At 66.9% G+C, this 26,057-nt stretch carries 23 protein-coding genes; 6 read left to right on the top strand and 17 right to left on the bottom strand.

Annotated elements, in window-relative coordinates:
* Positions 1 to 53: 53 nt before the first annotated feature.
* Both NQ038_RS01980 and NQ038_RS01975 read right to left on the bottom strand, forming a co-directional pair.
* Positions 54 to 1,487 carry an NAD(P)H-quinone dehydrogenase gene (locus NQ038_RS01980; RefSeq protein ID WP_257061710.1) on the bottom strand — a complete coding sequence of 478 codons (1,434 nt, stop codon included), beginning with the start codon at positions 1,485 to 1,487 and terminating at the stop codon, positions 54 to 56.
* A gap of 37 nt (positions 1,488 to 1,524) precedes the next feature.
* A complete protein-coding gene (locus NQ038_RS01975; RefSeq protein ID WP_257061709.1) occupies positions 1,525 to 2,094 on the bottom strand; it encodes a gamma carbonic anhydrase family protein in 570 nt (189 codons plus the stop codon).
* Between the two features lie 203 nt (positions 2,095 to 2,297).
* Between NQ038_RS01975 and NQ038_RS01970 the strand changes: the two genes are divergently transcribed.
* Positions 2,298 to 2,546 (top strand): WhiB family transcriptional regulator, encoded by a 249-nt coding sequence (locus NQ038_RS01970; RefSeq protein WP_257048678.1) that lies wholly within the window; start codon positions 2,298 to 2,300, stop codon positions 2,544 to 2,546.
* Between the two features lie 110 nt (positions 2,547 to 2,656).
* Here the strand turns inward: NQ038_RS01970 and NQ038_RS01965 are convergent, their stop codons facing one another.
* Genes NQ038_RS01965 through NQ038_RS01945 form a run of 5 tightly spaced genes read right to left on the bottom strand, consistent with a single transcriptional unit; the run spans position 2,657 to position 11,411 of the window.
* On the bottom strand, positions 2,657 to 4,147 hold the full coding sequence (locus tag NQ038_RS01965) for a sensor histidine kinase (protein ID WP_257048679.1): 1,491 nt from the start codon (positions 4,145 to 4,147) through the stop codon (positions 2,657 to 2,659).
* Positions 4,144 to 9,030: an NAD-glutamate dehydrogenase gene (locus NQ038_RS01960; protein WP_257061708.1), complete on the bottom strand. Its 4,887-nt coding sequence runs from the start codon at positions 9,028 to 9,030 to the stop codon at positions 4,144 to 4,146. Before NQ038_RS01960 ends, NQ038_RS01965 begins: the two co-directional genes overlap by 4 nt.
* Before the next feature lie 46 nt (positions 9,031 to 9,076).
* Positions 9,077 to 9,571 (bottom strand): hypothetical protein, encoded by a 495-nt coding sequence (locus NQ038_RS01955; protein ID WP_257048681.1) that lies wholly within the window; start codon positions 9,569 to 9,571, stop codon positions 9,077 to 9,079.
* Between the two features lie 23 nt (positions 9,572 to 9,594).
* Entirely contained in the window at positions 9,595 to 10,830 is a 1,236-nt protein-coding gene (locus NQ038_RS01950) for a hypothetical protein (RefSeq protein ID WP_257048682.1), read from the bottom strand.
* On the bottom strand, positions 10,827 to 11,411 hold the full coding sequence (locus tag NQ038_RS01945) for an SAF domain-containing protein (RefSeq protein ID WP_257061707.1): 585 nt from the start codon (positions 11,409 to 11,411) through the stop codon (positions 10,827 to 10,829). Before NQ038_RS01945 ends, NQ038_RS01950 begins: the two co-directional genes overlap by 4 nt.
* A gap of 180 nt (positions 11,412 to 11,591) precedes the next feature.
* Here NQ038_RS01945 and NQ038_RS01940 point away from each other — a divergent pair, with 180 nt between their 5' ends.
* Positions 11,592 to 11,813: a helix-turn-helix domain-containing protein gene (locus tag NQ038_RS01940; RefSeq protein ID WP_257048685.1), complete on the top strand. Its 222-nt coding sequence runs from the start codon at positions 11,592 to 11,594 to the stop codon at positions 11,811 to 11,813.
* 2 nt (positions 11,814 to 11,815) lie between these two features.
* On the opposite strand, the gene NQ038_RS01935 is transcribed toward NQ038_RS01940, so the two are convergent.
* Positions 11,816 to 12,331, bottom strand: a complete 516-nt coding sequence (locus NQ038_RS01935; RefSeq protein WP_257061706.1) for a hypothetical protein — start codon at positions 12,329 to 12,331, stop codon at positions 11,816 to 11,818.
* Positions 12,332 to 12,453: 122 nt separating this feature from the next.
* Here NQ038_RS01935 and NQ038_RS01930 point away from each other — a divergent pair, with 122 nt between their 5' ends.
* Positions 12,454 to 13,242 (top strand): LysM peptidoglycan-binding domain-containing protein, encoded by a 789-nt coding sequence (locus tag NQ038_RS01930; RefSeq protein WP_257061705.1) that lies wholly within the window; start codon positions 12,454 to 12,456, stop codon positions 13,240 to 13,242.
* Complete coding sequence (locus tag NQ038_RS01925) at positions 13,239 to 13,697, top strand: Rv3235 family protein (RefSeq protein WP_257048688.1); 459 nt, start codon at positions 13,239 to 13,241, stop codon at positions 13,695 to 13,697. Before NQ038_RS01930 ends, NQ038_RS01925 begins: the two co-directional genes overlap by 4 nt.
* 22 nt (positions 13,698 to 13,719) lie before the next feature.
* Here the strand turns inward: NQ038_RS01925 and secA are convergent, their stop codons facing one another.
* From secA to NQ038_RS01885, 8 genes are all read right to left on the bottom strand, one after another.
* Positions 13,720 to 16,410 (bottom strand): preprotein translocase subunit SecA, encoded by a 2,691-nt coding sequence (gene secA / locus NQ038_RS01920; protein ID WP_257061704.1) that lies wholly within the window; start codon positions 16,408 to 16,410, stop codon positions 13,720 to 13,722.
* A 188-nt stretch (positions 16,411 to 16,598) separates the two neighbouring features.
* Entirely contained in the window at positions 16,599 to 17,249 is a 651-nt protein-coding gene (gene hpf, locus NQ038_RS01915; protein ID WP_257048690.1) for a ribosome hibernation-promoting factor, HPF/YfiA family, read from the bottom strand.
* Between the two features lie 91 nt (positions 17,250 to 17,340).
* On the bottom strand, positions 17,341 to 18,057 hold the full coding sequence (locus NQ038_RS01910; protein ID WP_257058511.1) for a ComF family protein: 717 nt from the start codon (positions 18,055 to 18,057) through the stop codon (positions 17,341 to 17,343).
* A 106-nt stretch (positions 18,058 to 18,163) separates the two neighbouring features.
* Entirely contained in the window at positions 18,164 to 19,879 is a 1,716-nt protein-coding gene (locus NQ038_RS01905; protein WP_257061703.1) for an LpqB family beta-propeller domain-containing protein, read from the bottom strand.
* Positions 19,876 to 21,630, bottom strand: coding sequence for an MtrAB system histidine kinase MtrB (gene mtrB / locus NQ038_RS01900; RefSeq protein ID WP_257061702.1), 1,755 nt, complete (start codon positions 21,628 to 21,630; stop codon positions 19,876 to 19,878). Before mtrB ends, NQ038_RS01905 begins: the two co-directional genes overlap by 4 nt.
* Positions 21,627 to 22,307 (bottom strand): MtrAB system response regulator MtrA, encoded by a 681-nt coding sequence (gene mtrA, locus NQ038_RS01895; RefSeq protein ID WP_257048695.1) that lies wholly within the window; start codon positions 22,305 to 22,307, stop codon positions 21,627 to 21,629. The genes mtrB and mtrA overlap by 4 nt, the downstream gene beginning before the upstream one ends.
* A 73-nt stretch (positions 22,308 to 22,380) precedes the next feature.
* Entirely contained in the window at positions 22,381 to 23,808 is a 1,428-nt protein-coding gene (manB, locus tag NQ038_RS01890; protein ID WP_257048696.1) for a phosphomannomutase/phosphoglucomutase, read from the bottom strand.
* Positions 23,805 to 24,146 carry a DUF3499 domain-containing protein gene (locus NQ038_RS01885; RefSeq protein ID WP_257048697.1) on the bottom strand — a complete coding sequence of 114 codons (342 nt, stop codon included), beginning with the start codon at positions 24,144 to 24,146 and terminating at the stop codon, positions 23,805 to 23,807. The genes manB and NQ038_RS01885 overlap by 4 nt, the downstream gene beginning before the upstream one ends.
* Positions 24,147 to 24,180: 34 nt before the next feature.
* On the opposite strand from NQ038_RS01885, the gene NQ038_RS01880 reads away from it, so the two are divergent.
* Positions 24,181 to 24,567: a hypothetical protein gene (locus tag NQ038_RS01880; RefSeq protein ID WP_257048699.1), complete on the top strand. Its 387-nt coding sequence runs from the start codon at positions 24,181 to 24,183 to the stop codon at positions 24,565 to 24,567.
* A gap of 22 nt (positions 24,568 to 24,589) precedes the next feature.
* Here NQ038_RS01880 and NQ038_RS01875 read toward each other — a convergent pair whose 3' ends face one another.
* The gene (locus NQ038_RS01875; protein WP_373456763.1) at positions 24,590 to 25,072 is read right to left on the bottom strand and encodes a WhiB family transcriptional regulator; all 483 of its coding nucleotides are present in this window, start codon (positions 25,070 to 25,072) and stop codon (positions 24,590 to 24,592) included.
* Positions 25,073 to 25,340: 268 nt separating this feature from the next.
* Here NQ038_RS01875 and NQ038_RS01870 point away from each other — a divergent pair, with 268 nt between their 5' ends.
* Positions 25,341 to 26,024: a hypothetical protein gene (locus NQ038_RS01870; protein ID WP_257048701.1), complete on the top strand. Its 684-nt coding sequence runs from the start codon at positions 25,341 to 25,343 to the stop codon at positions 26,022 to 26,024.
* Positions 26,025 to 26,057 lie beyond the last annotated feature (33 nt).

Raw genomic sequence — 26,057 nt, 5'->3', positions numbered from 1 at the left:
GGATGATCGTTCATCCCCGGCCCCGGCCGCGTTCTGCGCCTCTGTTCTCCTGCTCAGCCGCGGTGGTGCAGTTTGCGCGCGGCCTCGGTCAGGGAGCCCGACAGCGAGGGGTACACGGCGAACGAGGAGGCCAGTCGGTCGACGTTGATCCGGTTCTCCACCGCCAGGGTCAGGGGCATGATGAGCTCACTGGCCTTGGGACCCACCACGACGCCGCCGACGATCGTGCCTGATCCACGGTTCGCGTAGATCTTGACGAAGCCCTCGTCGATTCCCTGCATCTTCGCCCTGGCGTTCGTGGCAAGCGGCTGCATGACCACCTCGACCGAGTGTCCGTTGTCGCGCAGATCCGCCTGGGTGAACCCGACGGTCGCGATCTCCGGGGCAGTGAACACATTCGAGGTGACATTGCGCAGTTTCAACGGGGCCACGGCATCACCGAGCGCGTGCCACATCGCAATGCGCCCCTGCATCGCGGCCACCGATGCCAGGGGGAATACCGGCGTACAGTCGCCGGCGGCGTAGATCCCCTGCCGCGAGGTCCGGGAAACCCCATCGACGACCACATGGCCGGAGGGTTCGACACTCACACCTGCGCGCTCCAGACACAGGTCCGCGGTATTGGGGATCGAACCGACCGCCATCAGGCAGTGAGAACCGCGCACCTTGCGCCCATCGGCCAATTCGACCAGGACCCCATCGCCGTCGCGCACGACGGACTGGGCCCGCGAACGGGACAGCACGTGCATGCCGCGCCGGCGGAAGGCCTGTTCCAGGACCTCGGCCGCGTCCTCGTCCGTGCCGGGCAGCACCCTGTCACGGCTGGACACCAGTGTGACCTCGGCGCCCAGGGCGTTGTAGGCGGAGGCGAATTCCGCACCCGTGACGCCGGAGCCGACCACGATGAGGTGTTCGGGCAGTTCGTCGAGGTCGTACAGCTGCTTCCACGTCAGGATCCGTTCGCCATCTGGCTTCGCAGAGTCCAGTTCGCGGGGGCTGGCCCCCACCGCCAACAGGATGGTGTCGGCCCGCAGGGTGTATTCCGTGCCGGTGTCCTCGACGACGCCCACCTCGTCACGACCGGTCAGGGTACCGGTGCCGTGGATGATCTTGACGCCCGCATTGATCAGCCCCTCCTGGATGTCGGCGGCCTGCGCGGCGGCCAGGTGTTTGATCCTGGCATTCATCACGGCGATGTCCGGGCGCACGTTCATGCTAGGACTGACCGGGGCGTCCGCCACGGTGGGGCCGGAGGAGGTCAGGCCCAGGGTCGCGGATTCGCTGATCTCCACCATGCGCTCGGCGGTGGCGATAAGCGACTTCGAGGGAACCACATCCGTGAGCACCGCCGCACCGCCGGTCTGTCGCCGTTCGACGAGCATGACGTCGGCACCCAGCTGAGCGGCGACGAGCGCGGCCTCATAACCACCGGGCCCGCCACCGATGATGACAACACGATTCTGCGAAGGATCAAGAACGTTATTCACGAATCCATTGTCCTACAGGCGTGCGCATCGGCGCAGTTCAGGTGGTGATAATCTCGCCGTGCTCGCGATGCAGGACGCGGATCTTCTCGTAGTTCTTCGCATTGCCCAGAACCCTGGCGATGTCCTTCTCCCCCATGGCACGGCGGACCTTGGCGGGGACCCCTGCGACCAGCGACTCCGGCGGGATCACCGCGTCCTCGAGCACCACCGCGCCGGCTGCGATGAGGGATCGGGAACCGATGTGTGCCCTATTGAGCACCGTCGCGCTCATCCCGATCAGGACGTCGTCGTCGACCGTGCACCCGTGGACCAGGGCGCGGTGACCGATCGATACCCTGGCCCCGACCGTCACCGGCTTTCCGGGGTCCGAGTGCATGACCGTGTTGTCCTGGACATTCGAGCCCTCGCCGATACTGATCGTCGACCCTTCGGCCCGCAGCACGCACCCATAGTAGACAGCTGCTCCCGCCGCCAACCGGACGTCTCCGATCAGGGTGACTCCGGGAGCCACGAAGGCTTCGGGGTGAATCGTCGGGGCCACGCCGTCGATCGCTATCAGGGTCACATCGGCCAAGTCGCCCGGCCGTCTTTTCGCTCCATCGCTCATAGGGGATACATAAGCAGGGAATGACGTGGAGCACAAGCTTCGAAGTGGATGCGGAGTTTGTCAGAAAGTTCACACAGCCCACCTCTTGTGTGCGTCCGCGCACATGTGTGAACCTTAGGGGGTACGAGATCTGCGGATCATCCCGCAGGTCTCCTGTTTTTGTGGGCGCTAGGGCGCACACAGTCGTTTGATGAAAGGACACCATGGACTGGCGTCATCGTGCCGAATGCCTGAACGAGGACCCCGAACTGTTCTTCCCCATCGGGAACACGGGGCCGGCGCTTCTGCAGATCGAAGAGGCCAAGAGTGTCTGCCGCCGCTGCGAGGTCGCCGAGACCTGCCTGCAGTGGGCTCTGGAGACCGGCCAGGACGCCGGCGTCTGGGGTGGCCTGTCCGAGGACGAGCGCCGCGCCCTCAAGCGCCGCGCTGCACGCGCCCGCCGCGCGGGCTGAGCGCACTCGGCTGGCTACCCGGCGTCTGAGCGCCGAATATATGACTGGGCCCCGTCCATCCGGACGGGGCCCAGTCATATCTTCGGCGGGACCGCTGCCGGCCCGCACGCTCAGACGCCGTCGCGCAGCGGCACCTCGATGACCGCCTCGGTCCCCCCGCCGGGGCCCGGCCGCCAGGTGATGTCCCCGGACAGATCGGTCTTGATCAGTGTCTTGACAATCTGCGTGCCCAAGCCGTTGCCGGGGCCCCCACCGGGAGGCAGCCCCACCCCGTCGTCGGAGACCGTGACGGTCAGCTGCTCACCGTGGCGCACCGGCCTGACCACGACCTCGCCGGTGATCGTGTCATCGGGTCCCAGCCCGTCCACCGGAAAGCCGTGTTCGACGGCATTGGCCACCAGTTCGTTGAGCGCCAGAGCCAGAGAGGTGGCATCGGCCGAGGAGATCGAACCGAACGATCCTTCCCTGCGCACGTGCACGCTCGCCTGTGCCGTAGCCAGTTCGGGAGCCATCTGCATGCCCTTGTCGATGATCTCGTCGAAGTCCACGGATGATTCGATGCCCTTGCTCAGCACATCGTGCACCGTGGCGATCATCTGCACCCGGCGCATCGCCTCGCCCACCGCGGCCTTGGCCTCGGGGGACTTCAGGCGCCGTTCCTGCAGACGGAGCAGCGCGGAGACGGTCTGCAGGTTGTTCTTCACCCGATGGTGCATCTCGCGGATCATCGCATCGCGACTGAGCAGTTCACGTTCCCGGCGCCTGACTTCGGAGACGTCGCGGACGAGCAGGATCGCCCCGGTGCGCACTCCGCCGCGTTTGAGTGGAATGGACCGCAGGGACACACTGATCCGGCCCTCTTCGATCTCCGCGCGCCACGGCGCCCGGCCCGTGAGCACCATCGGCAATGCCTCATCGACCTGGCGAACCTGGTCGATCAGCGAATCCACGACCTCGTTGAGGTAGCGACCCTCGATTTCACCGTCGTGGCCCAGCCGGTGCAGCACCGACATCCCGTTCGGCGAAGCATAGCGAACCCTGCCCTCGCGGTTGAGTACGAGCAGGCCATCGCCCACCCGGGGCTCCCCGCGACGCACCCCCGACGGCACATTCTGCTGGGGGAACTCGCCCTCGGCGATCATCGACAACAGCATCATCGCCGAGGACCGGTAGTTGCGTTCCAACCGTGAGGCGCCGATCCGGCGCCCCTCCTCTGTATGTCGGGTCAGCAGGGCGATCACCTGCCCTGCCCGCACCACCGGGATCGCCTCGGCACCGGCCAGGGCCGGTACCGTGTCGCCCGCAGCGACTATCGCCTTGGCGTCGACCGCCCGCTGCAGGAATCCACGTTCCTCCTCATTGGCCAGCGTGCCGACCTCGTCGTGCGGGTAGACCGTCGAGCCGGTGGTCGGCCGGCAGTGGGCCACCACCCGGAACGCCCCGGCTCGATCGCCTTCCAACAGGGTGGGAACCCACAGCACCAAATCGGCGAATGAGAGATCGGCGATCAGCTGCCAGTCCCCCACCAGGAGGTGGAGCCATTCGACGTCCTCGGGGTCCGTCACCCCCTCCGCTGCCAGTTGATCGGTCAACAGGCTCATTCGCCGGCTCCACTGTTGAACCGGGTCGAGCGGACCAGCGAGCGCATCATCCGCAGCAGGACGGACAGCGGTGCCTGTCCGGCCTGTTCGAGGCCGAGCACTTCATCGGTGGTCGAGCGCACCGCGTCCAGGGCCGTCTGATTCTCCACCTGCCACTGGGCGATCCGCTCATCCGCCCGCTCCTCCGGGGTCGGGTTGGCCGATGTGGTGGTGCCCAGCACCACCAGGGCGATGGAGTGAACGGCCTGGTAGAAGTCATCGCGCAGCGCGCCGCGGGCCAGTGCCGACCAGCGGCTGGACCTGTCCAGCGCGCCGATGCTCACCAGCAGGTCCTGCCCGCGCAACAGGTCCGTCACACCGTAGTAGACCTCGGCCACGTCCCGCGCCTCCAGTCCCGTGCGCTCGGCGACGGTGGCGACATCCAGGAGGGCGAACTCGTCGAGCAGCGAGCCAGTGCGCCAGGCCAGGTCGGCCGGCACACCCGCGGCGATATAGGCCGCCGCCTGCTCTTCGACGGCCGCCCGGTCCGCACCGCGCAGCATCCCCTGCAGCTGGGGCCGCAGGCTGCGGACCACCGGCTGGAGACGCGCGATCTGGGCCGGCACGTCAATGGCCTCCGGAGAGAGGTTGAGCAACCAACGCGAGGCCCGGTCGAGCAGGCGCACGTATTCGTGCACGAGCTTGATCTGCACCTGGCTGGGCACGATATTGTCCAGGGCCGAGATCGTATCGAAGTGTTCGTCGAGGTCGAAGATCTCACTGACCGCTGCGAAGGTCCGCGCGATCTGCGGGATCTTGGCCCCCGTCTCCTCGATGATCCGGAAGATGTAGGTCAGGCCCGAGCGGTCGACCATCCGATTGACCAGGTGGGCCGTGGCGATCTCGCGGCGCAGCGGGTGTCCTGCCAGATCGGCCGCGTCGACGTCGAGGCCACTGGGGAAGTACGCTGCCAGGTCACCGGCCATGAACGACTCATCGGGCACCGTCGATTCCAGCAGGCTGGAGGCCGCGTGCATCTTCACATATGCCAGCAGGACCGCAAGCTCCGGCGAGACGTAACCGCCGCCGGATTCCCTGCGCCGGCTCATCGTCTTGGCGTCGGGGAGGAACTCCACTGCCGAGTCAAGGCCGGCGTGTTCCTCCAGGAACCGCTGCAATCGGATCAGCGCCCCGGTCATCGTGCGAGCCTCGTCGCGCCCTTCGCCCAACACCGCGTTCTGACTGTAGTTGTTCGCCAGCACCAGATCGGCGACTTCTCCGGTCTGGTCCAGCAACAGGGCCTCGCGCTGCTCCGGCCGGTACTTCCCGGCCCTGATCAGCCCGTCGATGAGCAGCTTGATGTTGACCTCGTGGTCGGAGGTATCGACACCCGCCGAGTTGTCCACGGCGTCGGTGTTGATCCGCACGCCGTGCAGTGCGGCCTCGATCCGGCCCAACTGGGTCGCCCCGAGATTGCCTCCCTCGCCCACCACGCGGGCCCGCAGCTGCGCTCCGGTGACCCGGATGTCCTCATTCGCCTTATCGCCGACCGCAGCATCGGATTCCCCCGTGGCCTTGATATAGGTCCCGATGCCACCGTTGTACAGCAGATCGACCGGCGCCTTGAGGATCCCGGAGATTAATTCCCCCGGGGTATAGCGGCCGGGGGCCAGGCCCAGGGCCGCGGCCGCCTCCGTACTCAACAGCACCGACTTGGCCGTGCGGGAGTAGACGCCACCACCGGCCGACAGCAGGGACTTGTCGTAGTCCTGCCAGCTGGAGCGCGGCAGTTCGAACAACCGTTTGCGCTCGTCGAAGGCCGCCAGGGGCTCCGGGTCCGGATCGATGAAGATATCGCGATGGTCGAAGGCCGCGATCAGCCTGGTGTGCCGACTGCGCAGCATGCCGTTGCCGAACACGTCGCCGCTCATATCGCCTATGCCCACCGCGGTGAAGTCCTCGCGGGATGTGTCCACGCCCAATTCGCGGAAGTGCCGCTCCACCGACTTCCACGCGCCGCGCGAGGTGATTCCCATGGCCTTGTGGTCGTAGCCGACCGAACCGCCCGAGGCGAAGGCGTCGCCCAGCCAGAAGCCCCGGGAGATCGCCAGTCCGTTGGCGATATCGCTGAAGCGCGCAGTGCCCTTGTCAGCGGCCACCACCAGATAGGTGTCGTCACCGTCATAGCGCACAACCGAGTCCGGGTACTCCACGGTCTGCCCCGTCGGCCCCTGCACCAGGTTGTCAGTCAGGTCCAGCAGCGCCCCGATGAATTTCTCATAGGCGTGCTGCCCGGCCGCCGCCCAGGCGCTGCGGTCCACCGTCGGGTCCGGCAGGTGTTTGGGCACGAAACCGCCCTTGGCGCCGGTGGGCACGATCAGGGCGTTCTTGACCATCTGCGCCTTGACCAGGCCCAAGATCTCCGTGCGGAAATCGTCTGGCCGGTCCGACCAGCGCAGGCCGCCGCGTGCTACCTTGCCGAAGCGCAGATGCACGCCCTCGACCTCCGGCGAGTACACCCAGACCTCGATCGCCGGACGCGGCTTCGGCGCGAACGACAGCTCGGTCGGATGAAGTTTGAAGGCCAGTGTCTGTGGCAGGGTGTCGGGCCCGGCGGTGAAGGCATTGGTCCTGACCAGGGCGCGGATGAGCATGCGCATGGCCCTGACCAGGCGATCTGCGTCGAGTGTGGCGACCTGTGCCAGGCTCGCCTCGATGCGCTCTTCGGCCTCCGCCACCAGGCGCTCGCGCTCGGCGGAGTCGATCGCGGGATCGAACCGGCGGGTGAACAACGTGACGAGCAGGCCGGCCAGTTCCGGATGGGCGGTGAAAATGCCGGCCATGGTGCGTTCGCGCAGGGCCAGCCCGGCCTGGCGTAGATAGGCGCCCAGCGCCTGCAGTACCGTCAGTTCCGTCCAGCTCAGGCCCGCGATGATGAGGCTGTCGAGTGAACTCGTCTCCCGCAGCCCCCTCCACCCTGCGGCGAAGGCACTCTCGATCCGAGCGAAGTCCTCGCGATCGACCGGTCGTGAGAACTCCAGGCCGAAGTCGTAGATGTAACGCTGAGTGCCGTCGGCCAGATCGATCCGATAGGGCCTCTCGTCGAGGATCTGCGCGCCCAGATTCGACAGGTGCGGCACGATTGCCGACAGGCCGGCCGGGGCCAGACGGTACAGGGCAAGGCGCAGATGGTGCTCATCGGTACCCGGTTCCCGGTGCAGCATCACCCGCGGGGCCAGGTCCGTCACCAGGGTGTCGAACCGATCCACGTCGGCCAGGGCCTGTTCCGGCGTCTGGTGCTCCCGGTAATCCGCAGGGAAGGCGTGTGCCCACAGCCGGGCACGCTCCGAGGCCGCTTGGGACAGCTTCTCGTCCGATGGCGCCAGCAGTTCCTCCAGGTCCTCGGACCAGGATCTCACGGCCGATTTGATGCGTTCGGCCACCACCTCCGGCGAGATGTCCGGCAGCATCTCATCGCGGCCGACCCGGGCGACGAAGTGCAGACGCGCCAGAATCGAGTCCGACAGCAGCACGTCGAAGTCGACGCTGTCCGCCCGGTACAGATCGCGCAGGACCGCCTCGACCCGCAGGCGCGAGGCCGTGTCATAGAGGTCGCGGGGGACGTAGACCAGGACGGAGACATAGCGTTCATAGGTATCGCGGCGAATGAAGACCGAGGACTCGCGCTTCTCCTGCAAGTCGATGACGGTCAAGACGATGTCGAGCACGTCCTGCGGTTCGGCTTGGAGCATATCGTCACGGGGGAACGATTCGAGGGCGCCCAGCAGTTCGGTCCCGGAATGGGAATCGCGCAGCAGCCCCGAGTGCTGCATGATCCAGGAGACCTTGGCGCGCAGCACCGGTACGTCCAGCACCGAGGCGTTGTACATGGGCGCGGTGTACAGGCCGACGAAACGACGCTCCCCGACGATCTCCCCTGCTTCGTCGAAGACCTTCACGCCCAGGTAGTCCATGAACCCGCGGCGAATGATCTGCGAACGGGAATTCGCCTTCGTCAGGACCAGCACGTGTGGGTCCCTGGCATGGGAGGAGACCGACTTCGACAGAGGCGAGACGGTGGTGTCGCGCAGGGCGCTGATGCCCAGTGCAGTGCCCTCGACGGGCTCCAGCCGGGTACTGCCCCCGGCTTCGACCAGGCGGTACTCGCGGTAGCCCATGAAGGCGAAGCGGCCGTCGATCCAGTCGAGGAAGTCGGCGGATTCGATGGCCTCGGCCGCCAGCTCGGGACGCGGGGCGCGCTCGCGCAGGTCAGCGGCCAGGGTATGGGCGCGCTCCGCCATCGCGGCCTCATCGGCCGCCGCTGCGCGGATCACCGCGATGATGTGCTCGAGCGCGCCGGCCAGCCCGTCGAAGGATTCCGGTGCGATTCTGTCGATGTCGATCAGCAGCCATGACTCGCGCCGCGGGATGCGGGCCTCTGGACTGTCCACCTCGGCCAGGGTCGGCAGGGCCTGCGTATCGGTGTGCAACAGACCCTTGCGGGCGACCGTGAATTGCTCGGGCGAAGCGGAGTCGCGCAGGGTGATGAGGGTGGGATGGTGCACCCGGCGGATCACATATCCGGTGGAGCTCAGCGCCGCGGTGACTGACGAGACGAGGTAGCGCACATCGGTGACCACGATCGCGATCCTGGTGTGGTTTCCCGTGTAGTCCGCATCGCCCGGTTCCGGATTGTGCAGTGACACAACCGGTGCGGTGCCGGTGAAACGCCGGGCCGTGCGCAGGTGATCCCAGGCGCAGCCGGCCATGGCCTTGGCGCCCAGGGCCTCGAATTCGTACCTGTCGATGCGGGGATAGTATTCGCGCAGGAAATCCTCCGGGGGTTCCTCCCCTGTGATCTCCTGCCATGCGGTCGCGAGCTGGGCCTGGTAGACCTCTGCCACTTCTTCTCCTCTATGGATCGGATTGTTCATCGTCGTTGATGTCCTCTCACTCTATCCCCGCGCAGGCCGCGGCGGGCCCCTGGGACGATGAGTCGATGAGCAGGGGGATCTCCGCGGCGTCATACCACAGCAGATCCGCGGACAACAACGTCTGAGCCGCCGTTTGAGCGTCCTGGCCGGCCACCGCGTCGATGGTCGCGGCCTCGTCCATATGGGCCGAGACGATCCGCGCGGATTCGATTCCGGGCAGGGCGTACGTCACGACGCCGGGATAGACACCCAGGGGCCGGTCCGCCGGCCGCACGCCCGCGTCCAGGGCGAGGATCACCCGCGGCTCTCCGGTGGTCAGTGCCGGATCCACGGCCTGGGCCGCCGCGACCTCGAAGGCGGTCCATTCCGCCTCCTCCCGCGCCTCGCCGCGCAGGCCGGTGTCCGCCGGCGCGAAGACCGTCACGGATGTGGTGGGCAGGGTTTCCCAGGCGGCTGCGAGGGCGCCGAGCGTGGTGGGAAGATAGCAGCGAATCGCTTCGGTCACGGGCATGCCCCCATTGTGTCAGAGGGATGTCACAAACGTGCTACGCGGCGTCGTCGGCCCCTGCCCTTTCGCACACCCCGCAGGCTGCGCCGCCGGGTGGCCGGGCGCGGCAGGCCGGGCATTTCGGTCAGCAGCGCGTCGATCGCCTCGACGAATGCGCTGTGCGGCGCCGCTTCGCCGATGCTGCGCCCGGCCAGCAGCGCCCGGTCCAGGTCCTCCCCCGCGGCAGGGAGGAAGCAGTATTGTCTAACACCGACGAACCGACTCAGGGTTGCGGATACGACGGACTGCGGATCGGGGCCGACGGCGGACTCCCTGACCTTGTTGACCACGATGGTCGCCCTGTCCGTCAGCTGTGCGAAGTCATCGGAGGTGACGAGATTGACCAGCCGGAGCAGCCCCAGCGGGTCGGCATTGCCGAGCACGAGGACGTGGTCGGCCGCGGCCAACACCGCCCGGGTGGCACCGTGGCGGTCGGAGTGCGGGTCGAACTCCTCCCCGTCGAGCCGGTCGGAGACGTCCACGACGGTCACCGCGGCGTGCGCGCGCAGTTCCTCGAGTACTTCTCCCAGCACGCCCGGTCCGACCTCCTGCCATCTGTCCGCCCGGCTCATCCCGGTGATCAGGCGCAGCCCGGGGGCCACACTGCTCAGCTGGGCGGAGACGGCCTCGGGAGCTGGTCGCCCGGAGCGCATCAACCGGCACAGTGCCGCGATCTGCGGAGCCTCGTCGAGCACCCCGAACAGGACCGCCTGGCTGGCCGCCACCGTGTCCGCATCGCACAGCACCGTCTCCCCGACCAAGGACAGGCGCTGCGCCAGAGCGGCGGCCACGGTCGACCGCCCCGGCGCCCCGGCAGTACCCCAGACCGCGATGATCGTACCCGTGCGCCGCGCCTCGGCCGGCTTTTGCGCCGGCCGCGGCGGAGCCACCACGCTGGCGGCGCTCGAACGGATCCGCGCCGCCAGGTCTGCGACGGGCAGGTCGAGCCCGGCCACCGGCAGGTCCCACCCCCGGAAATCGGCCTCCTGGCCCATGGCCAGGATGTGCACCCCCGTGTGTTTGAGCCCGCGCACGACATCGGCGTCGAGACCGGGGAAATAACGTCCCAACAGCACGACTTGGCCCTCGCCGGCCGCTGCCAGGGCCAGGAGCTCGGCCTCATCTGCGGGACGAGCGATGACGGTCAGATCGGGCACCTCGCCCAGGCGTGCGACGACCCCCGCCTCGAACTCGGCATCGAGGGCGACGATGAGCCCGATCATGGCATCGCCTCTGTGGTGGCGGCCGGCACCGAGACCGCAGAGATCCGGTGGCCGGACGCCTGGGCGGCCAGGATCTGGGAGAGTTTGTCCGTGGGCACGAAGACCTCCAGCCTGGCACCGGAGGCCTGCGCGAAGCCACCGGCCGAATGGTCTGCGTTGACCACGTCGATGCCGGAGAGAATCTCCTTCGGCTCGACCGTCTCCGCATCGGAATCGGCTGCCCAGATGTCCACTCTGCTGCCGGCCGTCACCGCCTGCGGCAGACTTTCGGACAGGTCGAGGCTCAACAGCCGGCCCTGCAACTGCTCCTGTGAGCCGAGCTGGCCCGCGGGAACCAGCTCGCCCGCTCCCACCGATCTCAGGACCGTGGAGCCGATGGGTGCGGCATCGTGCGCCGACAGATAGGCCCCGGCGTTGCCCGGCAGGCTGACCTCTGTAGCGGTCAGATCGCCTTCGGCGAGCACAGTGCCGGGGACCAGAACGTGTGCGGCAGCCCAGACCCGCGTCGTCTGCGCCGCCTGTCTGACGATGAACCAGGTGCCCAGCACGCTGGCCAGGACCAGGACCACGCCAATCAGCACACGGGGATCGCGGAGTCGGGGTCGAGAAAAACGGGGAGTTCCATGGGAAGCCACGATCTTTCCTTTCATCTTACTGTGGATAGTGGTTAAATGTAACAAACAGCGTTATTCGATAATGTCAGTCGGCAAAGGAACTTTCATTGCGAGTTGCGCGTATCCTAGTGAATGGAGGGGTCCCCCATGGTGGTTGAAACACGCTTCCTGCCGCTGACCGATGTCGCGGAGGTACTCAACGTCTCCGCCGCCCAGGCCAGGGCACTGGTCCGATCCGGAGAACTGCGGGCCATCAAAGTCGGCGGCCGCGGACAGTGGCGGGTGGAGAAGACGGAGCTCGAGGACTACATCCAGCGGATGTACCGGGAGACCCGCTCTGCAATCGAATCGGGGGCAGCGGACCTGTAGGCTCACAGCAGTTCCTGGACGAAATCAACTGCGGGCAGCGGGATCACCTGATGGTGATCCGCTGCCCGCAGTTGCATATAGTCCCCGCCCACCGCAGCGATCCTCCCCTCGACCACCAGTCCGCCGACCAGGGCGATGCGCACCGGAACACGGCGTCGGCTCAATTCCCGCAACGGTGAGGCAAGGGACAACGCACTCAACAGATCCGCCGGTACCCGACCCCGGACCGGCACCCGCAACAGCTGCACCGCGCGCAGCGCGACGAGCAGGCGTGCGGGCGTCTCCAGCGCCAGCCACCCCTCCCCCTGATCGACGAGTGAGCCTGTGAACACATGGCCCTGCACGGTGACTTCGATCCGGGTGCCCAGCAGTCCGGCCACTCGCTCGACCAGACCATGATCCGCATACGACTCGTGCATCAGGTCCGGCACCTGGGCCAGACGGTCGAAACGCTCTTCAGCGTCGATACGGGCCTCGAGATCCGCGAAAACGCGCTCGAAGCGGTTCAACTCGTCCATGTGTTCATCTTGCTATACCGAACGTGTGATGACAAGCACATGACTTCCAAAAAATCTATTGACACTGTTTGATGCTGTTTGCAATAGTTATGGCAATTGAAAACCCCTTGCTAGGAGTAGCCATGCGACGACTGCTGACATGCTCGATCGTTCTGCTTCCGCTCGTTCCACAGGCGATTCTGTTTAACCTTGTGCCCGGGCTGATAGACGAGTTGCGGTCCGGCGATATCGCCGCAGGCCTCGTGCTCGTCCTCTCCGGCCTGGGCTGCCTCTACGTCCTCACCATCCAGCTGGCCCTGTGCCTAGCCGGCCTGGCCCGGCTGACCGACGTCCTGCACCTGCCCGGTGCGCCGACGCTGCGCAGGGCCGCCTGCACCCTGAGTCCCAGAATCGCCCGCGTCGCCCTCGCCGGCGCGCTGGGGACGGGACTCGGTGCGGCAGCCCTGCCGGCTCAGGCCGCGATGCAGACGGAACCCGACTCGCCCGCGCCCAGTGCCGGCTCGCCCGGCTGGCCCACCTCCCGGACCGATCCGGGCTGGCCCACCACGGCGGCGCCACAACGGCCGGAGAACACCGCCACCGGCTCGTCGTCACCGCCGCGCGCAGAGTCGACTGCAGAGTCACCTATTCCGCCGCGGGACCGGCCGAAGAATGCTCAGGACCCTCTCCCCGACGCGCCGCAGAGCTCCCCGGCCGCCCCGGAACGGACCTCCCAGCATGCAATCGTCACCGTCGTCCGCGGGGACAACCTCTGGTCGATAGCACGCGCGCAGCTGAGCGCCCAAGGAACCGAACACCCCACGACGGCTCGGCTAGCGAAGCAGGTCGATCACATCTACAGCCACAATAAGAGCCTTATCGGCTCCAACCCCAACCTCATCATGCCCGGTCTTCGATTGGAGATGCCATGACCATCCAGCTCGACGGAGTCCAGGACCTGCCCCGCCTGCGCGGCCCCCGGCCGGCACCGTCCCGCCGTCGCCCGGCTCCACCACCGGTGGCCCAGCCGGCGGAACCGCGTGCCCCGATCGACTCCGAACTCGTGGCCCGTACCGCCCGATCACTGGCGATCGCCGCCCTCGAGGTCTCCTGTGGACTACGCCGGCCTGCCACCATCGCCCGCTGGGTCGACCCCGAACTGTTCGCCCGACTGTGCCGACAAGCGGCGCTGCGCGAACGCCTAGTGGGATCCGGTGGACCCGCCACCCGGGTCCTCGGAGCCGGAGTCCCCCGGATCTGTAGACTCTCACAGACCGTGGCCGAGGCCGCGCTGGTGGTCGCGACCTCCCGCCGTCATCGCGCACTCGCCCTACGGCTGGAGCTGATCGCCGACCGCTGGATCGCCACTGCCTTCTCCGGCCTGTGAGGACGCGGGTGCGCTCCTTGCGCTACTTGCGCTTCTTGGCGGCCCGGCGTTCCGCCCTGTTCTGCGGAGCCTGCTGCGTCTCATCGTCTTCGGAGGACTCGACCGCATCACCATCGGGCCCCGAGAGCAGCAGCGGCTGCTGCTTGCGCTCGAGCTCGGCCGCACCCACCTCATAGGTGTCGTCACTGGGGTCGTCCAGATCCTCACCCGGGTCCACGGTCACCGTGACCTCCAGCTTGTTGGTCATCCGCACGACGTCCTCCTTGATGCCGTCCTGCATCGCGGTGAACATCTCGAAGCCCTCGCGCTGGTATTCGACCAGGGGGTCGCGCTGGGCCATGGCACGTAGACCGATGCCATTCTTCAGGTAGTCCATTTCGTAGAGGTGGTCCCGCCAGCGCTTGTCGATCACCGACAGCATGACACGGCGCTCCAGTTCGCGCATCGCTCCGTCGCCCAGGGCAGCCTCACGTTTGTCGTACGCCAGGTCGGCGTCCGACCCGATCTCCTTGACCAGCTTGTCCCGGCTCAGATTCGCCTTGGAACCGACATCGGCGATCAGGTCGTTTTCATCGATACTGGGATCGTAGAGATCCGACAGCGCGGTGAACAGTTCGTCGATCTGCCAGGACTCGGCCGGTCCGTGGGTCGCCGCGGTGATGTACGACTCGATGACCTCCGTACGGAAGGCCGCAACCTGGTCCTTCATATCCTCACCGTCGAGCACCTTGCGGCGTTCGGCGTAGATGAGTTCGCGCTGGCGGTTGAGCACGTCATCGTACTTCAGGACGTTCTTGCGCTGCTCGGCGTTGCGCTGTTCGATCTGGGACTGCGCTGAGAGGATGGCGCGGGAGACCATCTTCGATTCCAGGGGCACATCATCGGGAACATTGGCGGTCGCCAGGATGCGTTCGGCCGCGCCGGAACCGAACAGCCGCATCAGATCGTCGGTCAGCGACAGGTAGAACCGGGATTCGCCGGGGTCGCCCTGACGCCCGGAGCGGCCGCGCAGCTGATTGTCGATACGACGCGACTCATGGCGCTCGGTGCCCAGAACGTACAGGCCGCCCGCCGCACGGACGTCCTCGGCCTCGGTCTCGACGGTTGCCTCTGCAGCGGCCAGGACCTCCGGCCAGACCTCCTCGTAGCGCTCGGAATCCTCCTGCGGATCCAGGCCGCGCGACTGCATTTCGGCCACCGCGATGAATTCCGCGTTGCCTCCGAGCATGATGTCGGTACCACGGCCGGCCATGTTCGTCGCAACGGTCACCGCGCCCGCACGGCCGGCGAGTGCCACGATTGCGGCCTCGCGCGCATGGTTCTTCGCATTGAGAACCTCGTGCGCAATGCCCCGCTTGGCCAGCTGCTGGGATAGGTACTCGCTCTTCTCCACGCTGGTCGTACCCACCAGAACCGGCTGACCGGATTCGTGGCGTTCGGCGATGTCCTCGACGACCGCGTCGAATTTCGCCAATTCGTTCTTGTACACGAAGTCCGCCTGGTCGATGCGCCGCATCGGCTTGTTCGTGGGGATCGGCACCACACCCAGCTTGTAGGTGGACATGAACTCGGCGGCCTCGGTCTCCGCCGTGCCGGTCATCCCGGAGAGCTTGCCGTAGAGGCGGAAGTAATTCTGCAGGGTAACGGTCGCCAGGGTCTGGTTCTCCGCCTGGACCTCGACGCCCTCCTTGGCCTCGATCGCCTGGTGCAGGCCTTCGTTGTACCGTCGGCCCTTGAGGATGCGGCCTGTGTGCTCATCGACGATGAGCACCTCTCCGTCGAGCACGACATAGTCCTTATCGCGCTTGAACAGCTCCTTGGCCCGGATCGCGTTGTTCAGGAAGCCGATCAGCGCGGTGTTCTCCGGATCGTATAGATTGGCGATGCCCAGGTAGTTCTCGACGCGTTCGATCCCCGGTTCCAGCACACCTACCGTGCGCTTCTTCTCGTCGACTTCGTAGTCGCGTTCGTCCTTGAGCCGCTTGACCACATTCGCGAACTCTCCGTACCAGCGGTTGGCATCGCCGTCTGCGGGACCCGAGATGATCAAGGGGGTCCTGGCCTCGTCGATGAGGATCGAGTCGACCTCGTCGACGATGGCGAAATTGTGCCCGCGCTGAACCATCTCCTCGGGCGACCAGGCCATATTGTCACGCAGGTAGTCGAAGCCGAATTCGTTGTTCGTGCCGTAGGTGATGTCCGCGGCGTACTGCTTGCGCCGCTGGTCCGGGCTCATCGAGGACAGGATGCAGCCGGTGGTCATGCCCAGGAAGCGGAAGACACGACCCATGATCTCCGACTGGTAGCCGGCCAGGAAGTCGTTGACCGTGACGATGTGCACGCCCTTGCCGGCCAGGGCGTTGAGATAGGCCGGGGCAGTGGCGACCAGGGTCTTGCCCTCACCGGTCTTCATCTCGGCGATATTGCCCAGGTGCAGGGCGGCCCCGCCCATCAGCTGAACGTCGAAGTGACGCATTCCAACAGTGCGCGCCGAGGCCTCGCGGACCGCGGCGAAGGCCTCCGGCAGCAACGAGTCCAGGGACTCCCCATCCGCGATCCTCTCGCGGAACCGATCGGTCTCCTCGCGCAGTTCCGCATCCGTCATGCCCTCGAATTCGTTTGACAGGGCGTTGATCGCATCGGCATAGTTGCGCAGCTTCTTCAGCGTGCGTCCTTCGCCCATGCGAAGCACCTTTTCGAGGATATTGGCCACGGTTCTCCTTGTTACATCACTCAGGTCTTCTGTCCATCCCGGCTCCGCCGGTTCTCCAAGGCACTACTCTAACGCGTCGCACCTGAGTGTTGCCTCACTCGCCCACCGCTTGGCCGCACACACGCAGGCGCCCCGCCTCCTGTTCAGGAGGCGGGGCGCCGTGGCGATTCCGATTTCCGGAACCCGGATCAGTCGGCTGCGACCAGCGATTCGTCGAGGGCGATCACACCATAACTCCAGCCGCGCCGCCGATAGACGACCGATGGCTTCTGCGTGTGCACGTCGATGAAGAGGTAGAAGTCGTGACCGACCATCTCCATTCGGTTGAGGGCCTCGTCGATCGCGATCGGGGCGGCGGGGAAGGTCTTCTCGCGCAGCACCACGGGAGATTGGCCCTCTGCCGGCACCCGGCCACCCGTCTGGTCGACGGTCGCCTCGTCGAGGCCGGTGTCGTCCCTCTGGTCGAGCAGGGGTTCTTTGACCTCCAGCCGGCTCAGTGCCTCCGCTGTGGATTCCGCCCTGTGCTTGCCCTGGCGCGAGACCTTCTGGCGGTCGCGGGCCCGGCGCAGGCGCTCGAGCAGTTTCGCCCAGGCCAGGTCGAGGGCTGCGTACTTATCGGAGGCGCAGGCCTCGGCGCGCAGCACCGGGCCCTTGGCAACGACGGTGATCTCGACACGTTCCGAGGTCTCCGGATGCTTCACATTGCCGTCGTGGGTGAGAACCACTTCGACCCGCAGAGCGCGCGGGGCGAGCTGTTCTACCTTGGATACCTTGTCCTCGACATGAGCCCGGAAACTGTCCGAGACGTTCAGGTGACGACCCTTGACCACGATGTCCATGCTGTTTCTCCTTTGATCCCTGAGGGATTGGCGACCCCGCCTTGGGCGGCATCGGGATGATCCGCGATCCGTTCCGTTCGGGGTGTCTCCATTACATACCAGCCGCGGTATCCCGGTGTGCGGCATCGCCGGTAATTGCCAAAACCGCAATGGAATCAACCTGGATTTGCACACGCCCGAGCGCGCGGGCCGCTTCGGCCAGGGTCGCTCCGGTCGTACAGATATCGTCGACGAGGACGACGACCGGCCGCAGCGCGACGAGCCGTCTGGCAGCGGCCGGATCGGCCACTGCGTGTGTGCCGCGGACATTCGCCCGCCGGCCCCTGCTGCCCTGGCCCACTTGATCGCGGTGGGCGCCTCTGACCCGCAGCAGCTCGCCCACCCGGGCGTCCAGCCCGTCCGCACCCAGCAGACGGCAGGCCGCCCCGGCCAAGGCCGCAACGTGGTTGCCCCCGCGTTCGCGCGCGCTCCTGGCACTTGCAGGGACCGGCACCAGCACCAGGCCGCGCGCCGGCTCGACGCCTGCTGACTCCGCCAGCGCCGCCACGATCGTGCGCGCCAGTACGAGGCCCAGCACGGGAAGGACATCGCGCCTGTCACGGGCCTTGTACGACACCAGGACCTCACGCAGCACTCCCGTGTATTCTCCCGCCCCACAGACACGCTGTGTCCCATAGCGGGGCAGGCTCCAGCGGGGCGGGCTATCCAGATGGCTCAGACACACCCCGCACAGGCTCACGGTCTCCGCCCCGCAGCCCGCACAGGTCGGCGGCAGGAGGAGTTCGGCCAATTCGCTCCACAGTCCCACCCGACCAGGATGATCGGCCCAGGACGCACCCACAAGCCCCCTGGCCCGGCTGTGACCGGCGGTCACCCGGCTGTGGAGCGCCTGTGCAGCAGTCCCGCGGGCAGGCTCAGCCGGGGAACGCCGGCTCATAGGACTTGATGCCGACGAGCTTCTGCCAGGCGCCCCCCTGATAGCTGTACACGTCGCCGGCTCTGGTGCCGATGCGCATCGAGCGCAGGTCCGTGCCCGCGCTGATCGAAGTGCCCTCGGACACCGAGCCGCGTGCGGCGAACATTCCGGAGGACGACAGGGTGTAGGGCTGCAGATCCCCACCGGACTCCAGCGCGGCCAATGCCACAAGCGTGTCGGTACCGGCCCAGGACACATCGCGCAGGTCGGAGAACGACTCGCCCGCCGACAACGGCGCGTCCCCGGACAACTCCCGCGGAGCCTGATCCGAATCACGGACGATGCCGATATAGTCCAGGCGGCTGTCCGCCTTCGAGCCGGTCGATAGGACGACCAACCTGGACCCGTCCCGCGAGACCCGCACCGCCGTCACGGTCCGCTTGGACAGGAAACCGGCCTTGAGCGTCTTCATCTCCCCGTCGGGCCCGACCACCTTGAGCCGGCCCGTGTCCGACTCGGCCGTGTAGAGCCAACCGAATCGATCGAAGCTGGGGGCCGCCAGTGAGCTTCCCCTGACGACCACTGTGTCCTTCCGGCCCCCCACGGTCATCCGATGAAGTTCGCGCTCTCCCGCGGCCAGGTATGCGAAGACCCGGCCGGTGTAGTCCCTGGCCGGATTCCCAGCGCCCTTCTTCGGTGCGGGCAGAGGCAGAGACGAGGTCCGGTCCCCGCCCAGTTCCACCAACCGTCCGTCCTGCAGGACGACGGGCCTGCCGGGTACCTCGACCTCGGTGTTGGGCAGATTCGCGGTATCCACGTCCTCGGGCATCCCCGCACCCGTCACCGTCACATCGCGCACCGAGGGCATCGACTGCAATGACAGCGCCACGGTCTTGGCCAGGCGCTCGGCATCGCGCGCGCTCAACTGAGGGTCCCCGGACAGTTCGACCGCGGCGTCTCCGTCGGAGACGCTCAGGGATCCCACTCCCAGCTTGCCGCGCCCCGAGCCCACGGCGGGCACGACGGCGCCCTTGAGATAGTCGGCGGGACCCGCCAATAGATCGGCCACCAGTTCCCGGCCGGCCGAGCCACTGCGCAGGTACCAGCGGGTGTCGGGTACCGCATATTTAAAGTCGGGGGTGTAGTAGTACAGGGAATGGGCCTGGAACATGCTGGAGAAGTTCGCCGGAGTCACCACGATACCCGCCGGCATTTTGGAGATCCGCCATTCCCCATTGACCTGCCGCAGGGTGAACTTCACCGTGCGCTCCGAGTCGGCGGCGGCTTCCCGATAGACCCGTGTCGAATCGATATGGGCCTGCACCGGCAGGGTCAGACTGACGGTCTGCGAATCGCTGGTCACCTCGGAGTTGATGGAGTCGAGGCTGTGGCCCGATTTGAGGACCCAGACGGACTCCAGGGGTTCCCAGGAAGCCGCCAGATCGTCGGTCAGGAAAGACCTGGCCACGGCGAAGTTCGAGGCCGAACCGGTGCCGGCGGCCAGGAATCCACGCACGATCTGGTCCTGGCTGGCCCCTGTCACGGGGCCGTCGGGATCGATCCTGACCTGACCCGGTTCGCTGGAATCAACGTCGATCTGCCCGATCGGACCCGAGCGCGGAATCGAAATACAACCCGTGAGCAGCAGGAGCAGGCACAGAGCGCCGGCAAGCGCTGCGGTTACCCGCGTGCGCCCTGCCCGGGTAGCACTCATGACCGGTCTCCTTCCGCCGCGGGCGGGGTGCCCGGGGCCTGATCGAGTTCGACGACGATGGGGATGCTGCCGGTCTGCACGCGCACCGACCCATCGCTGGTGGCAGGTCCCGCAACGAGTGCCGCACCGCTGATGAGGGCGTCGGCAGGGGGCAGCGGCAACGGCGAGGACACGATGTCCTCCCCCTGCCTACGGGGCACGGTCAGCCGGAAGCAGGACCCCTCCCCGACTCTGCCCCAGGCCTGGAGCCAGCCGTTGTGCAGGTGCGCGTCCTCCAGTGAGATCGCCAGGCCCAGCCCGGAGCCGCCCAGGGTGCGTTTGCGCGATGGATCGGCGCGCCAGAACCGGTCGAACACGTGCTGGACCTGTTCGTCGTTGAGGCCCACGCCGTGGTCGCGGACGCTCACGGCCACCGCCTCCGCATTGGATCCGACATAGACCTCGATCGGATTGCCCTCCCCGTGTTCGATGGCGTTGACGACCAGGTTGCGCACGACCCGGGTGACACGGATCCGGTCGATCTGGGCCATCACCGGTTGGCTGGGCGCGCGCAGGCCCAGCTGCGAACCACTGCGCGCTGCCAGCACCCCTACCGATTCGACGACGCCGCGGACCACATCGGTCAGATCCGCCGAAGTCGTGTTCAGAGCGGCGGCGCCGGCATCGTAGCGCGAGATCTCCAACAGATCGGCCAGGAGGTTCTCGAAGCGGGCGACCTGGCTTTCAAGCAGCTCGGCCGAGCGTCGGGTCGCCTCGTCGAAGGTGTCGCGATCGTCGTAGATCATGTCCGCGGCGATCCGGATCGTGGTCAACGGGGTGCGCAGCTCATGAGAGACGTCGGAGACGAACTGCTGTTGCAGGGTCGTCAATTGTTCCATGCGCAGGATCTGGTCCTGCAGCGATTCGGCCATATCGTTGAAGCTCTGGGCCAGGGTAGAGATCTCATCATGGCCGATCACCGGCATACGCTGGTCGAGGTCGCCGTCGGCGATCCGGCGGGCCACATCCGCGCCCTGCCGTACCGGTGTGACGACCATCCGGGTGACGACCCAGGAGATGGCGCCGACCAGGACCACCAGGACCAGGGCCGCTACCAGCAGAGCGCGCTGGACGAACTCCAGGGTGTTCTGCTCGTCCTGCAGGTCGGCCACCACGTAGAGTTCGAACTGGCCGGCGGCGGGAATCATCACCTTCTGCGCGATGACCAGGCCGGGCGAGCGTTCGGCGCCTGGCAGCGCGATCGGCTGGTAGAGCTGCTGGCCGTCGGTCGAATCGTGCACTCTGCTGCGGAAGTCCCCCGGCAGATCGGCCGTGCGCACCGGCTCCTCGCCATAGGGCGAGGTGGAGATCGATTCGACGCCGTCATCGCGCCTGCCCACGGGTGCCAGATTGATCGAGCGCAGTGCCATCGGCGAGCGCGAGACCATCGAGCGCAGCTGGGTGTTGAGACTGTCGAGCAACTGATCCGTATCGTCGATGCCCGACAGGGCCCCCAGTTCCTGACCGTAGCCGACGGTCTGCGCGGAGGCCGAGCTGAGCTTCGCCTCGTAGAGTCCGCGCGCGATCTGCTTGGACATGTACGTCCCAACGCCGAAGATCGCGATGATCGTCAACACGCTGGTCAACACGACGATGCGCAGCTGCAGGGATCTGGCGAACACCCCGGCGATGCGCTTATAGGAGCGGACCAGCCTTTGGCGCGTTTCGCGCAGACCACCCCGCCCGGCGCCACCGTCGTGGGCCCGGCTCACGCGGAATGACCGGCCTTGTAGCCCACACCGCGCACCGTGACGACGATATCCGGCTTCTCCGGATCACGTTCGATCTTGGCCCGCAGGCGCTGCACGTGGACGTTGACCAGGCGGGTGTCCGCCGCATGGCGGTAGCCCCAAACCTCTTCGAGCAGTTGTTCACGGGAGAACACCTGCCAGGGCTTGCGCGCCAGGGCCACCAGCAGATCGAATTCCAGCGGGGTCAGCGAAACGGGCTTGCCCGCGCGCGTGACGTTGTGCCCCGGCACGTCGATCATCACGTCGGCGACGTGTAGGACCTCGGGCGCAGCCGGCTCGCTCATCCGCAGCCGGGCACGGACCCTGGCCACCAGTTCCTTGGGCTTGAAGGGTTTCGCGACGTAGTCGTCGGCGCCCGATTCGAGCCCTGCGACAACATCGACGGTATCCGATTTGGCAGTCAACATGATGATGGGGACACCGGATTCCGCCCTGATCTCCCGACACACCTCAAGCCCGTCCTTGCCCGGTAACATCAGGTCGAGCAGGATGAGGTCGGGCTGGTTCCTGTGAAAGGCATCGAGGGCGCCATCGCCCGAGGCCCAGAAAGAGGGTTCGAAACCCTCACTCTGCAACACGATGCCGATCATTTCCGCCAGGGCGGTGTCGTCGTCGATCACGAGAATCCGGTCATTCATACCCTTATTGTCCAACATCCCGCGCCCGCCGCGCACTCCGACCCGCCAGGGACCATGCGGGCCGGGGCCGCAATCAGGCCCGGATCAGCTCGAGGACCCGCTGTGTGAGGTCCTGTGTGCGTTCGACGCTGGGGGTCTCGCAGTTGAATCTGACCAGCGGCTCAGTGTTGGATTTGCGCACATTGATCCAGAAGTCCTCGCCCTGCAGCGTCACCCCGTCCATGCGGTCCAGGTCGCCGCGACCGAAGTCCCCGGCCGCGGCGGCCGCGGCGAAGTTGTCCAGAACGGCGTCGGGTTGTGCCACCCGGGAATTGTGCTCCCCGGAGAGTTCCGCCGGGGCGAATTCGGCGAGCAGTTCGCTCAGGGTCTTCTCCGTGCGTTCGAGCGCTGCGATGATGTGGGCGGCGGCCAACATCCCGGAGTCGGCACTGAAGAAGTCGCGGAAGTAGAAATGGGCCGAGTGTTCGCAGGCGAAGATGCCGTTCTCCCTGCGCATCGTCTGCTTGATGCCGGAGTGGCCCACCGGGGTACGGACCGCTCGACCGCCGGCGGCCTCGATGGCCCGCGCCACCGACCGGGAGGTCAGCAGATTGTGCAGCACCGCCGGGTGTTCCTCACCCAGGCCGCGGACGCGGGCGATCTCCCTGGTCGCCACCAGCGCTCCGATCGCCGAGGCCGAGGTCGCCCTGCCCGTCTCATCGATGAAGAAGCACCGATCGGCGTCCCCGTCGAAGGCCAGGCCGATGTCCGCTCGCCGTTCGACCACACCGCGCTGCGCCCAGGCCAGGTTCTCCGGTTCCAGCGGGTTGGCCGGATGGTTGGGGAAGGTGCCGTCGAGTTCCGTGAACAGCCCGATCACTTCGTGTTCGAGCTCGGGGAGCCCTGCTGCCGCGCCGAAGACCTCCGGCAGAAGTTTGCCGGCCATGCCGTTTCCACAGTCGGCCACGATCCGCAGCCGCCGGCCCGTGCCCAGACCCGTCAGGCCCCGGATCCGCTGCGCATAACCCGTGGCAAGGGCGGTGGCGGAGGAAGGATCGGGGTCCAGCGGACGTGGGTCCGCGGGGACCACTGCTGCGAATGCGGCGGCGGCGATTCGGTCGAGGCCCGAGGCCGCCGACATTCCGGCGGCGCCGGGTCCACAGAACTTCACCCCGTTGTAGTCCTGCGGATTGTGGCTGGCCGTCACCATCAGTCCGGGTACTTCCCAGGCCCCGGACGCGTAGTACAGCTGGTCGGTCGAACACATCCCGACGTATACCGGCCGGCTGCCGGCGGCCACGACACCGGCAGCCAGCAGACCGGCGTAGTTCGGGGAGTCGACTCGCATATCGCTGCCGATGACCACGGAGCCCGCCCCGTGCAGTTCGCGCATCACCTGCGCCGTGGCCATGCCCAGGGCCACCAGGAGATCCGCGTCGAGGTCGAGGCCGACCCGGCCGCGGATGTCATTGGCCTTCAGACTGCGCTCCAGACGCGCAGCGCGATCGCTCCGAATGCTCATTCGTCCCCTCCGATCAGACGCAGGCGGGGCCTACCAGTACGCGGCGGGACCGGTGGTTGGGGCCTGGGTGCCGCCGCCTCGCGCACGGCATCGGCGATGGCCAGCAGATCATCACGGCTGCGCTCGGGGACCTCGGCCCCGCCGTCGAGCCGGATCAGCTCCCAGCCGCGAGGGGCGGTGAGCCGATCGGCGTGGTACTGGCACAGATCATGGGCGCCCGGTTCCGCTCTGACCGATAGCGGGCCTATCACCACACAGGCGTCCGCGTGGACATAGGTCAGCGTGCGCGAGGCCGCGCGGGAACAATTGGTCTTCGAACAGGTTCTTACTCCGGGCACACCGGAAGTCTAGTACATCGCCTACAATCGGCCTGTGTCCCGATCCCATCCGCGCGACAGGCACGGCCGCGGCCTGCGCACCGAGCTCTTCGCGGCCCCCGTGCCCGCCAAACGCAGCCGCGCCGCGCATTTCGCACGGATGGCCGGCAGTCTGTTCGACGAACTGCGCGCACGCGCAGCCGGGCAGCTCGACCGCGTGGTGCTGGCCGTCGATTTCCTACCCGACCCCACCGCCGCCGAACCACGGCTGGCCGCGACCTTCAACGCCCGGGCCGAGGGCGGACACACGATCGTCATCTATCGTGCCCCGGCGCTGGCCGCCGCGGACCCGCTCGAACTCAGGGAGGCACTGTTGTTCGCCCTGGCGCAGGAGGCGGCCGGGCTGTGCTCCTTCTCAGCCGAGGAACTCCTGGGCCGTTGAGACCCGCGGCCGCTGAAGCCCGTCAGCGCAGGCTGTCGATCCCGCCCTGTTTCTTCAGCGCCCGACGTTCGCGCTCCGATAGACCGCCCCAGATTCCGAAGCGCTCGTCGTTCTCCAACGCGAACTCGAGGCACTCCATGCGGACCTCGCAGGAACCGCAGACCTTCTTGGCCTCGCGCGTCGAACCGCCCTTTTCCGGAAAGAACGCCTCGGGGTCGGTCTGGGCGCACAGCGCCAGCTCCTGCCACCCCGGCCCGCGCAGCTCTTCACTCAGCAGCCTTTGCAGAGGGTTGGGCACACTGACCACGGACGCATCGGGACCAGCCTGCAGCGGCACCAGTTCGACCGGGTCGATCTGCAGCGGGTCGGACCGGCGCGCAGGCTCGGTGACCGGATCCGCAGACCAGTCGCCTGCGATCCTGTCCTCGACGGTGGGCCCGGTGATCGATCCGAGCAGGTCGTAGTCGAGCTCGTGATTGCGCTGCACATTGTCCTCCGTGCTCACGTGCTTCCCCTTTCCCCAGGTGGCTCGTTGCGGGCACTCATGTATTCCCCTGCCTAGAATTACACGTGTGTCATTACCCATGAGTCAAGCTGCACTTTGCTATTTTATTCACCGACACGTGGGGTAATAGAACACACCTTTGATTCAAAACTCGGTGTGACCACAACATATTGTGTTCAACGAATGAGTCAGCACTATATATGCCATTTGCTGGGAGTTCCCAGACCATTTTAGGAATGCAGTGACATTCAAGCGAATAGGAGCGAGCATGACGGTCCCAACCGACTTTGCACAGCTGATCGGCCGCATCGCGGGCCACAGCGGACCCGCAGTGTCCTGGCACGGAGCCGACGGCGCCATGCTGGAACCCACCGGAGCGGTGATCGCCAACTGGGTGTACAAGGCCACCGGCCTACTCCGCGACTTCGGCTGTGGGCCCCGGGTGCCACTCCTCGTTGTCACGGACGGTACCTGGCACTGGCGCTCCCTGAGCTTCTCACTGGCCGCCTGGGCGATCGGCGCGCCGGTGATCTTCACCGGCCCGCTCGCGCAGCCCGCCGCCCTGGACGGTTATCCGGCCCACCTGGCACTGGCCGAGGAGGCCTGCGCGGACACACCGGCAACCGCCGCAGCAGACGAGGTGCTCGTCTACCCCACAGCGCCCCTGGCCCTCGACGTCGAGGTCCCCGATGGTTTCACCGACGCGGTCAGCGCCATGCGCGCCCACCCCGATACGGCCGTCCTGCCGCCGCTGCGCACCCTGTCCTGGGCGCCCGTCGGCGGCACCGTCCACGAGCTCACCCTGACCGGCGCCCGGACCGCACCGTTGGACCCGGAGGCTGACACCGGTGATGTCCTCGACGTTCCCGGCACCGACGCCGAACTGCTCGCCCTGCTCGGCCGGCTGGGGACCGGAGTGATCGGCCTGGGTTCGGCACGCACGGCACACTGACCGACATGTGCGGTCGACGCCGCATGACAGAAT

The sequence above is a fragment of the Brevibacterium sp. 50QC2O2 genome (genome assembly GCF_024580675.1).
GTDB classification, from domain to species: domain Bacteria; phylum Actinomycetota; class Actinomycetes; order Actinomycetales; family Brevibacteriaceae; genus Brevibacterium; species Brevibacterium moorei.
This window is presented reverse-complemented; position numbering and strand designations above follow the sequence as displayed.

Bases quoted from the DNA above. Each gene is read 5' to 3' on its own strand.
- NQ038_RS01975 (WP_257061709.1), bottom strand. From the start codon at position 2,094: ATGAGCGATGGAGCGAAAAGACGGCCGGGCGACTTGGCCGATGTGACC.
- NQ038_RS01970 (WP_257048678.1), top strand. From the start codon at position 2,298: ATGGACTGGCGTCATCGTGCCGAATGCCTGAACGAGGACCCCGAACTG.
- NQ038_RS01965 (WP_257048679.1), bottom strand. From the start codon at position 4,147: ATGAGCCTGTTGACCGATCAACTGGCAGCGGAGGGGGTGACGGACCCC.
- NQ038_RS01955 (WP_257048681.1), bottom strand. From the start codon at position 9,571: ATGCCCGTGACCGAAGCGATTCGCTGCTATCTTCCCACCACGCTCGGC.
- NQ038_RS01950 (WP_257048682.1), bottom strand. From the start codon at position 10,830: ATGATCGGGCTCATCGTCGCCCTCGATGCCGAGTTCGAGGCGGGGGTC.
- NQ038_RS01940 (WP_257048685.1), top strand. From the start codon at position 11,592: ATGGTGGTTGAAACACGCTTCCTGCCGCTGACCGATGTCGCGGAGGTA.
- NQ038_RS01935 (WP_257061706.1), bottom strand. From the start codon at position 12,331: ATGGACGAGTTGAACCGCTTCGAGCGCGTTTTCGCGGATCTCGAGGCC.
- NQ038_RS01930 (WP_257061705.1), top strand. From the start codon at position 12,454: ATGCGACGACTGCTGACATGCTCGATCGTTCTGCTTCCGCTCGTTCCA.
- NQ038_RS01925 (WP_257048688.1), top strand. From the start codon at position 13,239: ATGACCATCCAGCTCGACGGAGTCCAGGACCTGCCCCGCCTGCGCGGC.
- hpf (WP_257048690.1), bottom strand. From the start codon at position 17,249: ATGGACATCGTGGTCAAGGGTCGTCACCTGAACGTCTCGGACAGTTTC.
- NQ038_RS01905 (WP_257061703.1), bottom strand. From the start codon at position 19,879: ATGAGTGCTACCCGGGCAGGGCGCACGCGGGTAACCGCAGCGCTTGCC.
- mtrA (WP_257048695.1), bottom strand. From the start codon at position 22,307: ATGAATGACCGGATTCTCGTGATCGACGACGACACCGCCCTGGCGGAA.
- manB (WP_257048696.1), bottom strand. From the start codon at position 23,808: ATGAGCATTCGGAGCGATCGCGCTGCGCGTCTGGAGCGCAGTCTGAAG.
- NQ038_RS01870 (WP_257048701.1), top strand. From the start codon at position 25,341: ATGACGGTCCCAACCGACTTTGCACAGCTGATCGGCCGCATCGCGGGC.